At 67.4% G+C, this 13,479-nt stretch carries 10 protein-coding genes; 4 read left to right on the forward strand and 6 right to left on the reverse strand.

What is annotated here, in order from left to right; all coding sequences use genetic code 11:
- Positions 1-69 precede the first annotated feature (69 nt).
- The gene (locus AB0B98_RS08915; RefSeq protein ID WP_357361629.1) at positions 70-1,758 is read right to left on the reverse strand and encodes a PfkB family carbohydrate kinase; all 1,689 of its coding nucleotides are present in this window, start codon (positions 1,756-1,758) and stop codon (positions 70-72) included.
- A 750-nt stretch (positions 1,759-2,508) separates the two neighbouring features.
- On the opposite strand from AB0B98_RS08915, the gene AB0B98_RS08920 reads away from it, so the two are divergent.
- On the forward strand, positions 2,509-2,667 hold the full coding sequence (locus AB0B98_RS08920; protein ID WP_357361630.1) for a hypothetical protein: 159 nt from the start codon (positions 2,509-2,511) through the stop codon (positions 2,665-2,667).
- Between the two features lie 269 nt (positions 2,668-2,936).
- Here the strand turns inward: AB0B98_RS08920 and AB0B98_RS08925 are convergent, their stop codons facing one another.
- From AB0B98_RS08925 to AB0B98_RS08935, 3 genes are all read right to left on the reverse strand, one after another.
- A complete protein-coding gene (locus AB0B98_RS08925) occupies positions 2,937-4,229 on the reverse strand; it encodes a serpin family protein (RefSeq protein WP_357361631.1) in 1,293 nt (430 codons plus the stop codon).
- A 128-nt stretch (positions 4,230-4,357) separates the two neighbouring features.
- Positions 4,358-5,017 carry an MSMEG_1061 family FMN-dependent PPOX-type flavoprotein gene (locus tag AB0B98_RS08930; protein WP_357361632.1) on the reverse strand — a complete coding sequence of 220 codons (660 nt, stop codon included), beginning with the start codon at positions 5,015-5,017 and terminating at the stop codon, positions 4,358-4,360.
- Between the two features lie 72 nt (positions 5,018-5,089).
- Complete coding sequence (locus tag AB0B98_RS08935; RefSeq protein ID WP_357361633.1) at positions 5,090-5,461, reverse strand: DUF302 domain-containing protein; 372 nt, start codon at positions 5,459-5,461, stop codon at positions 5,090-5,092.
- Positions 5,462-5,708: 247 nt separating this feature from the next.
- Between AB0B98_RS08935 and AB0B98_RS08940 the strand changes: the two genes are divergently transcribed.
- From AB0B98_RS08940 to AB0B98_RS08950, 3 genes are all read left to right on the forward strand, one after another.
- Positions 5,709-6,956, forward strand: coding sequence for an NAD(P)/FAD-dependent oxidoreductase (locus tag AB0B98_RS08940; protein WP_238668031.1), 1,248 nt, complete (start codon positions 5,709-5,711; stop codon positions 6,954-6,956).
- An 8-nt stretch (positions 6,957-6,964) separates the two neighbouring features.
- The gene (locus AB0B98_RS08945) at positions 6,965-7,453 is read left to right on the forward strand and encodes a MarR family transcriptional regulator (RefSeq protein WP_357361634.1); all 489 of its coding nucleotides are present in this window, start codon (positions 6,965-6,967) and stop codon (positions 7,451-7,453) included.
- A gap of 288 nt (positions 7,454-7,741) precedes the next feature.
- On the forward strand, positions 7,742-10,927 hold the full coding sequence (locus AB0B98_RS08950; protein WP_357361635.1) for a penicillin acylase family protein: 3,186 nt from the start codon (positions 7,742-7,744) through the stop codon (positions 10,925-10,927).
- An 83-nt stretch (positions 10,928-11,010) separates the two neighbouring features.
- Here AB0B98_RS08950 and AB0B98_RS08955 read toward each other — a convergent pair whose 3' ends face one another.
- Positions 11,011-11,490: a carboxymuconolactone decarboxylase family protein gene (locus AB0B98_RS08955; protein ID WP_357361636.1), complete on the reverse strand. Its 480-nt coding sequence runs from the start codon at positions 11,488-11,490 to the stop codon at positions 11,011-11,013.
- Positions 11,491-11,619: 129 nt separating this feature from the next.
- Positions 11,620-13,443: a Na+/H+ antiporter NhaA gene (nhaA, locus tag AB0B98_RS08960; RefSeq protein ID WP_357361637.1), complete on the reverse strand. Its 1,824-nt coding sequence runs from the start codon at positions 13,441-13,443 to the stop codon at positions 11,620-11,622.
- Positions 13,444-13,479 lie beyond the last annotated feature (36 nt).

A 13,479-nucleotide genomic window follows, 5' to 3' on the forward strand; every position in this document is an offset into this window, starting at 1 on the left:
CTTCACTAAAAGCGGCGACCGAGCCGTCCTGCCGTATCGTCAATTTCTTTGCAATAGCCGTGGCGAAGCCTATTGACTCGGGCCAAGGATCCGCTCTCGCTCTAGTACACTTCGCAACTCATAAAATGCCTGCTTGACTCGCTGGCGGGGAAATCGAATTACCTGCAGACCTGCGATGTTACTGAATGCCTCGCACGATTCCTCCAGGAGTACAGCTACCTTCTGAAATCCCAGCCGTCCCTGCATGAGGCCCATCTCATGGATGACATTTGGCCGCGGACTTGATTGTCCGGTGGTGGACGCATCATCTGCGGTAGCGACAATTACGGCAAAGCTGCTGTTCAGTGCCTGCGACGCCAGAATGTCATTGACAGAATGGCCTGCGACCGGAGTGAACTCGAAATATGAGGGACGAAGCCCAAGTCTTTCAATAAAATCCTTTACCTCAAGCCATTGGCGATCATGTCCATGAGCGATAAATATTCTTGGCGGGGAGGGCTCCAGGGTTAACCGTCTTGATTGATCTACCACGTTCGCAAGGAAATCCCGGAAGTCATTCTGAAAGAGCGCTGGCTCAAGCATTCCTTCAAATTTCAGCTTCCGTCTAGCCATGCGTAATCCAAGATCGATAGCATCGTGGAACTCCATTCCAGGCAGCAGGAGCGCGGATAGCACCCCACCTGCAAAGACGTCGCCCGCTCCGGTATCGTCAACGACCTCCTGTGGCTCAAGAACTTCACTATTTGAATAGATTTTAACTAATAGTTCGCGTGCTACAAGTGAAAACAACCCAACGCGGTCGTAGCGTTTCAACACGAACATTGCATGTTTGGCCCCGTAGCGCTGCATCGCATAGCGGCCGGCGTCAGCGTCGGACATATTTGGAAGTCTCATTGCAAGCGTGTCGAACTCTCTAGCATTGAGGAAAACGATGTCGCTTAGACGCAAGATCATTTCCGCCGAATCGGGGCGGTCAGGCCTCGCCCATATTGCCCCAGGGTCGCATGAAATAGTTATTGCGGGGCTGCGCGCCTTTAGCTCGCGTATAAGTTCTGCCAGGCGGTCGGGTGCCACCCCATTTGCGCTGCCTGCTATGTGAACAATTCGCGTTCCGCTGAGGTAGTCTAACAACTCCGAATGACTCTGGCCAATGTAGTCGTCGAGTGAGCGGTTAGCTCCCGGCCAGGTGAGCATCGATCGCTCATCGTTCAACGAATAGGAAAGGCATGTACCGGGCTGATCGGTTGTATAAGACACGAAGCGATCGTCGATATCAAGCAGGCGGAACCAAGAACGAAAATCAAAGTTATTCTCTTTTTCTGGCTGACCGCAGACGCCTACAGCGCCGACGCGTATGTTGGCGTTGGTGCTCACCGCAGCAGTCACGGCGTTCAATGCCGATCCGCCTGGGCTTAGCTTGGGATGGTACGGTTGCATCTGTTCGATTGCGTATAATATCTCGTCGTCGCGGGCAACTCGATCTGAGCCTAGCTCGAATGCGGCAGGCAGGCTTTTGCGATTGGTAGGCAGTCGTGCAATGTAGTCGACGTTGATCATTCCGATACCAATCAGTTCCGGAATTGCCTTCTGCATATCAGGGTCCTCCCGAGAGAGCGGGCCTTCGTCCGGCACTTGGCGTCGAAGTGTGGGCTTTGGCTGAGAGCGCAGATTTGCCTCCTTGGTCGTGCGTCCTTCGTGGAAGCCGATCGACCGTGATGCCGTCGCATTATACTCGCGGGCATGGAAGGTTTTCGGCATCACGCAGGATCTTGCGGCGAATATAGCCCGGATCGCTGGCTGTATCCGAAATTAGCGGCCCGGTTCAATCCTGTCAATTGCCCACATTGATCGCGCGCGCCAGCAGAGGTGTGCAGCCCCCCCGCGTCCACTGGAGGGCCGGGCAAGTTGGCGCCATCGACGCGACCCCCAAGATGACCATGCACGCGATGCGCCCGTGCACTCACTCACGTTCCCGTGCGAATTGTTACAGATAGTCGCGTTCTCGGTGGGCAGTCGACCTGCTGGTCAGTCCGTCGTCGCCCGCCGATCCTGCTCGACCGGCTAGCGCCCGACGCGGGGATTTCCTACTCGTCATTGTTGAGCTTCTGGCCAAGGTCAAGATCCCGGCCTGATCCGCAAAGTTGGACTGCGGAATCACGGCCAAACATCAGTGGATCTGCTGCCTTATTGTTCGTTGAGCGCGTGCTCGGTGCCTGTTTCCGGGTCGGGTGGTCCTGAAAGATGCTGCTATCCGAGGTGTCGGCGAGTTTTGCCGCCTCGGTGAGCGCGGTGGTGCCGCCGGTTACCTCGGCGCGGTGTAGGAGTACTGGCCCGGGGCATCGACGAGGAAGGCCAGCAGCAGGGTTGGTTGTGCGCGGCACTGCACTCCGCCGCTGCCAGGGGGTGACGGTGGGCATCGCGCCCCGGCCGCGCGTGTGCGGTGATCGCGTGGAGGGTGCCAGCCGGCACCGACCTTGTTATCGCTCAGGAGGAACCGCGCTACTCGGTGTGGTCGCGCTGCTGTACCTAGCGCTGATCGCGTTCGCTTACCTGGTAGTGATGGGCGGCCTGTGGTCGGGCCAGCCCAAGGCCTACTGGCAAGTGATCTTCACTTCGGTGCTCGTGCTGCTCGCCGATGATCTAACCTTGTTTCAGCCGTCCCCCTGATGGGTGCAACCAGTCGACCTCGCGAAGGCGCTCGTGATGGCCATGCCGCACGTTCGGGCTGGCAATGCCTTCGGGGACAGTAAGCAATGGGCGCGATCTACCTCAGCTCAGACAACCCGCGCTCGGCTCCGCGCACGGAGTCCGACCTCCAGTCTGCGCTGAACGTTGCCGGACATCCGCTGTTGCCGCGACTCCTCGTCATGGCGCGGGCACGACCCTTCCCGGCTCGTGCTACGAATCGACCGACGATGTCGCCTGGCCCCGTCCCGTCAGGCTGGGCCGTCGACCAGCGGGTCGTGGACCCGGCCGAGGAACAGCGGTACGCCGGTGAGCCGGTCGTGGATGACGTACAGGAATGGTCGGTTGACGAAGAACTGCGGCCCTTGCGGGATCGACGGCGGCCGGACGATGACTGCCGACGCGGCTGCGGCCTCGGTACCCTTCTCGTCCACCGCGATGAACGTCTCGTGCACCACGTTGTCGATGCACAGGGCCGGGTCGGTGCTCATGCCTGTGAAATCGGCCTGTGACGTGAAGGCCGTGGGCATGCCGAGGCTGGCCAGCGCGGCGCCCAGTTCGGCCGGTAGGCGGAACGTCCACCGGGGCAGGCGCAGTTCGACGTCGGTGATCTGGAACCCGGTCAGCAACGCGCCCAGCCACGTCGCGTCGAGGCTCGCCTCGATCGCGGCGAGATCGTCCTGGGTCGGCATGATGATGGCCATGGCAAGCCCGTCGCCCGCGTACGGCACGTCGACTGCGCGCCACCCGTCTCCCTCGAGGTAACCCATTCTGTCGAACGGCCCGCGCATGATCGGGACGTCGACGACGGTCCCGTCATCCCTTGTGAACGGTGCCGGCGACGTGGCCGCAGCGGTGAACGGGTACTTCCAGGCAGCCTTCAGGTAGATCGCGTTGGTAAGGATCAGGCTGGTGGCGGGGCTCACGGCGTCGGACTGCAGCAGCTCCGGGATCTTTGCGTTGGTCCGATCGGACACCCAGGTGTTGATCTCCTGGCGGGCTGCCTCCGGCGCGCCGCGGAAGTCGACAGGTCGCGGCGCGGCACCGTAATAGCCGGTCAGGATGTCGCGGAACCCGGGGCGCAGGCCCAGATCGAGTCGTGTCCACAGCGCGTTGGCGGTGGTCAGTCGAGGCTGCTTGACTCCGTCACCGTCCTGGTACCGACCGGCGAGCGTCTGCTCGACGGTGTTGAGCCCGTTGTGGAGCGCGCGCGGGCGGGGATGCGGCGCGTGGAGCACCGCGTCCATCTCGTGCGCCGTGGTCGAGCGGGCGCCCGCCCTGGTCATCGCGAGCGCGAGCCCGACCGAGTACGGCGCGCACACCACATTGCCGCCAGCCTGGGTTGCGGCCACAGTGCGGTAGAGGTCGGCCGTGAAGCCGCGAACGGCGGCGGCGGCAGCCTGCATCGTGGCCGGGTCGGGTGGTACGCGGTCCCCATCCGTCGAGGTGGATGGCGGGCCGGGCCGACGGGCATCGCCCGGGGCGGCGGTGAGGGCAGCGGCGGCAAGCGGTACCGCCCGCAGGACGGATCGACGCGAAACCATGTATCGAGGTTAGAGCAGGCCGGCGGAAACCCACCAGACACGAACCTGAATTCATCGAAACTCAGCAATATGTGCCGCTGGGTTCGCTGAAGCAGCGCGAGGCACCACAACGATCGCTGTGCGGCTTGCTACTCGTACCGGTACTTCAGCGAGTCAGCCTCGGCCTTCTCGATGTCAGCGATCGTCAGCTCGGGCATGCGTAGCTGGGCCAGCGTCACCTCGGCCGAGGTCGGCTGGGCGTCCGCCGGCAGCCACTGCTCGGGCTTCCAGGCCCCGCTGCGCAGCAACGCCTTGGGGCAGTGCGGGTAGACCTCGTCGATCCCCAGCACCAGCGCACTGGCCGGTGGCTTGCCCACGGCGGTCAGTTGCGACAGCAGTTCGGAGCGAGTGGAGACGCAGGCCCGGCCGTTCACTCTGAGCGTCGTGGCGCGCCCCGGGATGATGAACAGCAGCCCGGCTCGCCCGGTGGCGACGACGTTCTGCAGGGTGTCCAGGCGCTTGTTGCCGGTGGCATCCGGTATTGCCACCGTCCGTGCGTCCAGGACGGTGACGAAGCCGGCAGGGCCGCCGCGCGGGGAGACGTCGCAGTTGCCCTTGGCGTCCACTGTGGCGACCAGGACCAGCGACGAGCAGCCGATCAACCGCCGGGTCTGGTCGGTGAGCTCGGTCATCTGCTTTCGCACGGCCGCGTCACTGGGGAGTTCGTAGGCCCGGCGCAGCGCCTCCTGGTCGGGCACGGCGTCGAGGCGCAGCGAGTCGAAGGCGCTGGCGGCAAGGACTGGCGTCATGCATCGACACTAATCGACAAAGCTGACCGATTCGGCCGTCGTCACGTGTGTATCCGCCGATTCAAGCCGTGCTCAGCGGCTGTCGATCGCGGAGGCGATCTTGGCTGGGGCGTTCAGGGGTGCAAGCTGGTCCTCGCCCAGTCCGTAGCGTTGGGCGAGGTACGCGGGGTCCTGCCAGGTGATCAGCGAACCGGGCTGGCCGTCGTCTCGCACCATCATTCGCATCGGCAGGTCGATTGCGATCTCGGGGCGGGCCTGCATGAGCGGAGTGCCCGCCTGTGGGTTCCCGAAGATGATCACCTGGGTGTCGGGCATGCTCAGCCCGGCCCTGCCGGCGGCGGCCGCGTGGTCGACCACCGCCACCACCGCAGCGCCTACGCGTTCCGCCTCAGCCCTCAGCGCGGAGATCGTCTCTCCGACACCCCGGGCGCTGCGTCTGGTCACCAATCCGTCGTTCACGACCGACCCCCGCTCACCGCGTCCCCGCGCGAATACCACTCATCCTCCCCACGAGCGAGACCGGTCCGGGGAGATTCGCCGTAAAACGACACCCGACAGGCGGCTCGCCAAGGTCACCTCCGGAGGCGGCGGCGCTGTCAGCCTTCGCGACGCTCAAAGAGAACATCGGCATCCTCCCGGGATCGGATTCTGTGGGCCTTGCCCAAATCACCTTAGTCATTAAGATAATCCTGTGAGCATATCGACGGACTTCTCGGTGGCGATCGCTGGCGCTGGCCTTTCCGGCCTCTGTCTCGCCCAGTACCTGATGCGCGCCGGCATCGACGTGCACGTCTACGAGCGGGACCCGGGCCCCTTCGTCCGGCGGCAGGGCTACCGGATCATTCTCGACCGGTACGGCCTGGAGGCGCTGCGCGAGAGCCTGCCGCGCTCGCTCCACAACCTGGCGCTGGCCACCGGGGACGAGCCCGGGGGGCACCTACGCTTCACCGACAGCCGGCTGCGGGACGCATTCACCATCACCTTCAAGGACGAGCCGCACGCGACCCGCCAGGTCGACCGGCTGACCCTGCGGTCGATCCTGCAGTCCGGGCTTCACGGGCGCATCCACTACGGCAAGGACGCCGTCGCCGTGGACGGCGGCGACCCGACACGGCCGCGGCTGCTGTTCTCCGACGGCGGGGCCGCCGCGGCAAGCGTCGTCGTGGGCGCGGACGGCGTCGGATCGGCGCTGCGCGCGCAGATCATGCCGGACGCGGACCCGACGAAGACCACGATGGCGGGCATCTACGGCCGGTCGCCGCTGCGACGCAACGGCGAGAGCATCATCCCGGACGCGCTGCGTACCAGCGGGGTCCTGGCCATCGCCGACCGGCCGGGCCGCGCCTTCTTCTTCACCTCCATGCGGTTCGGCGAGAGCCCACCGGAGGCGTTCGCGCGCCTTGCCCCGGGCAGCTATGCGCCCACCGGCGACGACTACGTCATGTGGGGGCTGCTGCTCCGACAGGAGGAGGTGCCCATCGGCATCCGGGGCGACCTGCTGGCGCTGTGGAGACTGGCCTCCGGGATGAGCATGGACTTCCACCCGGTCGTCCGGCGGCTGGTCGGCACGGCCGAACTGGACGCCACTGTGCTCAACCTCTTCGCCACCGGCCAGCGCCCGCGCCGGTGGGCGGTGCCCCGGGCGACGATGATGGGCGACGCCGTGCACGTCATGCCGCCGTTCGGCGCGCACGGCGGCAACACCGCGCTGCGTGACGCCGCCCTGCTCGGCCACAAGCTGGTCGAGGCCCGGGCCACCGGCGCGCCGGTGGAGGAGGCGATCGCCAACTACCAGGACGAGATGGTGTCCTACGCCTTCCGGGCCGTCGACACCGCCGACAGGCTGATGCGCCGCCTCACCGGGGGAGCGGCCGCACCCCACTGGGTGCTGACCCGCGTGCTGCCTCGGCTGCACAGGGTCACAGTGCCGGAGGCATGATTGCGGGCATGTCCCACGAGCCGGCCCGTGCGTCCGCGATCGCCGACCTCATGCGCGCCGGGCGGGAGATGTCGCGGCTGTCCATGGTGTTCCGGTACGCCATCGCGGAGCGGCTGGGCCTCGCCGTGAGCGATCTGGAATGCCTGGACTACCTGGCGGACGTCGGACCCGCCACCGCAGGGCAGGTCGCCGAGCGGACCAACCTCACCACCGGGGCGGTGACCAGCATGCTCCGCCGGCTCCAGCAGGCGGGCTACGTGACGGCCGAGCGCGATCCGGCGGACCGGCGGCGGGTGATCGTCGCCCTGCGGCCGGAGCGGGTCGCCGATCTGGAGCGACCGTACGAGCGGTTCGCCGAGCGGGCGGAACGGCTCATCGAGGGCTACAGCGTCGAGGAGGTCATGCTGCTGGCCCGGCACTACGACCGCATGCAGGCGATGTACCTCGCCGAGTTGGACCGCCTCCGCAGCGGCGACACCGCGCAGCGGTCAGTCTGAGGCGGCGTCGCGGCTGATCCGCCGTCGGCGACGCTGGCTGCATCGGACCGCTGTCGCGTCGGGAACCACGGGGTGACCCTGTCGCTGGCGAAAGGCGGCGAAACGTCGGCATTGGCGCGTGGTGAACGACGGGTATCCCGGGCGGGGGTCCTGCGTCGATCATTGCCCGAAGATAGATGCGAGTCACTCTCACCTCCTGGTGGAGCGCCCGGGCGCGGAGGGCGAGACGTCGGCACCGGAAGCCGGGCGTGACCGAACGGCCCGACTCCGCGTCCCCGGAGGATCGCCATGCCCCGTCCCGCTTCCCGTACCCGGCTCGCGGCGTTCACCGCCGCCGTCCTGACCGCGAGCGTCCTGACGGTGACCCCGCCGTCACCGGCGCTGGCCGCGACGACATTCGCCGCCAACGACTACTGCCTCGGCCAGTGCGCCGACATCCTGCCCCCCGGGCAGAACGGCAACGCCACGCTCGTCGCCATCCTGGCGCACCAGGCGCTCGGCACCCGCCCGGCGCACTCCAGCGACCAGCTCGACGAGTACGCGAACCTGGTCTACAACTACGCCGGGCTGACCGACGAGCAGATCGCCCACTTCTACAACGACGCGTCGTTCGGGGTGCCGGCCGCGCAGGTCGAGAGCACCGTCTCGCCGCGATCGGACGTCACCATCGTGCGGGACAAGGCCACCGGCGTCCCGCACATCACCGGCACCACCCGCGCCGGCACCATGTTCGGCGCCGGCTTCGCCGGGGCCCAGGACCGGCTCTGGGTGATGGACCTGCTGCGACACGTCGGTCGCGGCAGCGTCACCTCGTTCGCCGGCGGCGCGCCGGGCAACCGGGAACTGGAGCAGAGCGTCTGGGCCAACTCGCCCTACACCGAGGCGGACCTCCAGGCCCAGGTGGACGCGCTGCGTACCAAGGGCGCCCGGGGCCAGCAGCTCTACACCGACGTGGTCGACTACATCGCCGGCATCAACGCCTACATCGACAAGTCGATCGCCGAGGACAACTACCCCGGCGAGTACGTGCTCGCGGGCGCCGGCAAGCCGAAGCACTTCACCATGACCGACCTCATCGCCACCGCCGGAGTCGTCGGCGGGCTCTTCGGCGGGGGCGGCGGAAGCGAGATCCAGTCCGCGCTGGTCCGGGTGGCCGCCCGCGCCAAATACGGGGCCACCGAGGGCGACCGGGTGTGGGCGGCGTTCCGCTCGCAGAACGACCCGGAGACCGTGCTCACACTGCACGACGGGCAGAGCTTCCCGTACGGGGCGACGCCGCCCGGCGCGACGAGCGCGGTGCTCCCCGACGCCGGCTCGGTGGTCGCCGAACCGCTCGCCTACGACGCCACCGGCGGGGCCGCCGCCCGCACCGGCGCCAGCACCGCCACGAAGGAGCTGCTCGGCGGCCTGTCCAATCTGCGCGCGCACGGCATGTCCAACGCGGTAGTGGTCTCCGGGCGGCACACCACCACCGGCAACCCGGTTGCCGTGTTCGGGCCGCAGACCGGCTACTTCGCCCCGCAGTTGCTGATGCTCCAGGAGTTGCAGGGGCCGGGAATCAGCGCGCGCGGCGCCGCGTTCGCCGGGCTCAACCTCTACGTGCTGCTCGGCCGGGGCCAGGACTACGCGTGGAGCGCGACCTCCGCCTCCCAGGACCTCACCGACACGTACGCGGTGCCGCTGTGCACCACCGACGGCAGCGCCCCCACGCTGCGCACCAACAGCTACCTCTACCACGGGCAGTGCCTCGCCATGGAAGCGCTGGAGCAGCGCAACTCCTGGTCCCCGACGCTCGCCGACTCCACCCCGGCCGGCTCGTACACGCTGCGCGCGCTGCGCACGAAGTACGGGCTGGTGTCCTACCGAGGGCTGGTGAACGGGCAGCCGACCGCGTTCACCAAACTGCGGTCGACCTACCGGCACGAGGCTGACTCGGCGATCGGCTTCCAGGCCTACAACGACCCGGCGGCGATGGGCAGCGCAGCGGCCTTCCAGGCGTCCGCGGCCACCGTCGGGTACGCGTTCAACTGGTTCTACGTCAACTCGACCGAGGCGGCGTACTTCAACTCCGGCTCGAACCCGGTCCGTCCGGCCACCGCCGACCCGAACCTGCCCACGAAGGCCGAACCGGCGTACGAGTGGGCCGGCTGGAACCCGGACACCAACGACGCCACCTACACCCCGGCGTCGGCGCATCCACAGTCGGTCAACCAGGACTACTACGTCAGCTGGAACAACAAGCAGGCGCGGGACTTCGGGGCCGCGGACGGCAACTTCAGCTTCGGGTCCGTACACCGGGCTCAGCTACTCGACGGCCCGGTGCGCGCGGCGATCGCCCAGCGCAAGCTCGGCCGCGCCGACGTCGTCAAGATCATGGCGGATGCGGCGGTGACCGACCTGCGCGGCCAGCAGGTCCTCGGCGACCTGCTGCGGGTGCTGGACAGCACGCCGGTCACCGATCCGGCGCTGGCCGACGCGGTGGGCAAGCTGCGCGCCTGGCAGCAGGCCGGGACCCGTCGGGTGGAGACGTCCCCCGGCTCGAAGGTCTACCAGCACGCCGACGCCATCCGGATCTTCGACGCCTGGTGGCCGCTGCTGGCCTCGGCGCAGTTCCGCCCCGGCCTCGGGCCGGACCTCTACGCCGCGCTGGTCGACGCCATCGAGGTGAACGAGGCGCCGTCCGGCGGCCAGAACGGCGGACGCGACGGCGCCGCGAGCTGGGCGTTGCAGGGCCAGGCGCACAAGGGCTCGTCGTTCCAGTACGGCTGGTGGGGCTACGTCGACAAGGACCTGCGCACAGTCCTCGGCGATCCGGTGGCCGGTGGGCTGGGCCGCGCGTACTGCGGCAACGGCAACCTCGGTGCATGCCGTGAGGCCCTGCTCGCCGCGCTCGGCCAAGCCGCCGTGGTGCCGGCCACCACTGTCTACCCCGGAGACAAGTCGTGCGGGGCCGGCGACCAGTGGTGTGCCGACTCGATCGCCCAGTCCGGGCTCGGCGGCATCACCCACCCGGTGATCGCCTGGCAGAACCGCCCGACCTACCAGCAGGTCGTCTCGTTCCCGGCGCGGCGGGGCGACGACGTCACCAACCTGGCGCAGGGCCGTCAGGCCACCGCGTCGAGCACCCAGTTCCTGACCGGCCACACGCCGGACAAGGCGATCGACGGCAGCCTCGGCAGCCGGTGGGCGAGCAGCTACAACGACAACCAGTGGCTCCGGGTCGACCTCGGCGCGGCCCGCACGGTGAGCCGGGCGGTACTGCGCTGGGAAGCCGCGTACGGCACCTCGTACCGGATCGAGGTCTCCGGCGACGGCAACTCCTGGACGCCGGTGTTCGCCACCACGACCGGCAACGGCGGCGTCGACAACGCCACCTTCGCGCCGGTCACCGCCCGCTACGTGCGGGTGTACGGGGTCAGGCGAGCCACCTCGTACGGGTTCTCGCTCTACGAATTCGAGGTGTACGGGAAGTGATCTCGCCCCGGAGGGGGCGGCGGGAATCGTCCACCGCCCCTCCGGAGGTGCGCAGCCTCGCCCATCACAGCGCTGGTATCACCTCACCCGGGAGGCGCCGTCGTGGGCATGGCACCCTCGGCGAGCTTGAGTCGCGTCCAGATGTTCATGTTGATGACAACGGCCGCGATCTCCAGGATCTCGTCGTCAGTGAAGTGCGCAGTCATCCTGTCGTGTGCCTCCTGGAACCGGGTGTTGATGGTGGCGTCGGCGGCCCGGGTCAACGTCTCGGCATAGGCCAGCGCGGCCTGCTCCTCTTCGGTGAACAGGTGCGTCTCCCACCACGCGGTGAGGGTCTCGACCTTGGCCGGCGGGATGTCGGCGGCGCGGGCGGCGGCGTGGTGCACCAGAAGGCAGTAGCTGCAATTGTTGATCTGCGCGACGCGCAGCCGGAGAAGCTGGGCCAGGGCGCGGTCCACCTGGAGTGTGGCGGTATGGCCGAAGGCTGCGGCCCCGGCATTTGCCAGCGCCGTGAGGTGTTCGTTTGTGACGTTCAGTCGGACGTTCTGAATTTTGGTATCCAAGAGGTGACCTCCTACAGGTGACAACGACAGCACCAGTGGTGGGGACGTCCACATCGGTGCGGCAGACCCGTCGCACGGTCTGGGTCGTACCTCTGCTTCCGTGGTGCGCGCGCCTCGCGGTGCCACGCCTCACGTGCGGGTCGGCTCCGCGTCGCGGCCGAGGCGGGCGCGGGCCCGAGCCATACGAATGGCCGCGGTCAAGGCCGTGATGTCGTAGGCGCCGTAGTGGCGGCGGCCGTTGATGAAGAACGTCGGGGTGCCGGACACTCCGCTGTGGTCGGCGGAGTCGATGTCGCTGTCGATGCGGTCGGCGTGCGCCTGGCTTGCCAGATCGTCGCTGAACCGTCTCTGATCCAGGCCGAGGTCGCCGGCATACCTGATCAGAGCAGTGCTGTCCAACTCGTCCTGGTGGCCGAGCAACAGGTCATGCATCTGCCAGAACTTGCCCTGGGCGGCGGCTGCCTCGGCGGCCTCTGCTGCCAGTCGGGCTTGCGGATGCACGTCTGACAGGGGCAGGTGACGCCACACGAAACGCAGGTCGGCGTCGCCCAGCAGTTGTCGGACGACCGGTTCGGCAGTCCCGCAGTACGGGCACTGGAAGTCGCCGTACTGCACCAGCGTTACCGACGCGCCGGCTGGGCCACGAACGTGGTCCTGCTTCTCGTCCACCGCCGGGGTGAGATCGATCAGTTCCGTCATGTCGCCGAAGAGCGCCGGGATGCGTTTGTCCTGGGGCAACGCGTTGGTGACGCGGAACGTGATCCAGGTCAGTGCCGAGGATACGATCGCGGCACCGAGCACCCCGACTTTGGCCTCGGCCAGTTGGTCGCCGGTGAAGGCAAGGCTGGCGACCAGCAGTGACACGGTGAAGCTGACACCGGCGATCGTGCCGCTGCCGAGCACGCCCGCCCAGCCCACCGCCGGACGGATGCGCCCGCGGGAGAGCCAGGTGAGCCCGGCCGAGGTGCCGATCACGGCGAGCGGCTTGCCGACCACATACCCGAGCAGCACGCCCCAGGTGACAGGCGACGCGAGCGCCTGGGTCAGGAACGGACCGTCGATGCTGATGCCGGCGTTGGCCAGGCCGAACAGCGGCACGATGACGTAGCTGGACCATGGGTGGTAGATGCGCTGGAGGCGGTCGTTGGGCGACAGCGTGTTCGCCAGGCCGATCGAAGCCGTACGCGCGAGCGTGGGCGTCGGCTGCTCACGGAACGACCGGAACAGCCCGCTGACCTTTTCGAGCTCAGTTCGGCCGGGAGGGTAGGCAATGGCGGTCAACCCGATGGCCAGTCCGGCCACCACAGGGTCGACTCCGCTGACCAGCAGCGCACCCCACATCACGACGGCGACCGGTACGTACGCCCAGCCCCGTCGGACGCCGCCCGCGCGGATGGCCAACATCACCGCGAATGCCGCCACGGCAACCACGATGGGCATCACGGTGATGTCGTCGCTGTAGACCAGGGCGATCACGATGAGTGCGATCAAGTCGTCGACCACGAACACGGTGAGCAGGAAGATTCGGACCTGGTCGGGCACACCCCGGCCGAGCAGTGCCAGCAGACCCAACGCGAGGGCGGTGTCGGTCGACATGGCCACGCCCCAACCGTGCGCGCCCGGCCCGCCGCGGTTGATCGCCAGGAAGATCAGTACTGGGATCAGCATGCCCATCAGGCCGGCCACGCAGGGCAGCACGAAACGTCGCCGGTCGCGGAGGTCGCCGAGGTCGAACTCGCGCCGCGCCTCAAGGCCGACGACGAGGAAGAACAGCGTCATCAGGCCGCTGTTGATCCAGGTCTGCAGGTCGCGGGAGACTTCGAGTTGCCCGATGCGCACTGACAACGGGGTGCGCCACACGGCTTCGTAGGAACCGAGGTCGATGTTGGCCCAGAACAGTGCGGCGACGATGGCGGCCACGAGCACGCCGGCGCTGCCGGACTCGATTCGCAAGAATGCTCGCAGCGGTGACGCTTGGTTCGGCTTCCA

The sequence above is a fragment of the Micromonospora sp. NPDC048947 genome, assembly GCF_040649495.1.
Classification (GTDB): domain Bacteria; phylum Actinomycetota; class Actinomycetes; order Mycobacteriales; family Micromonosporaceae; genus Micromonospora; species Micromonospora alfalfae.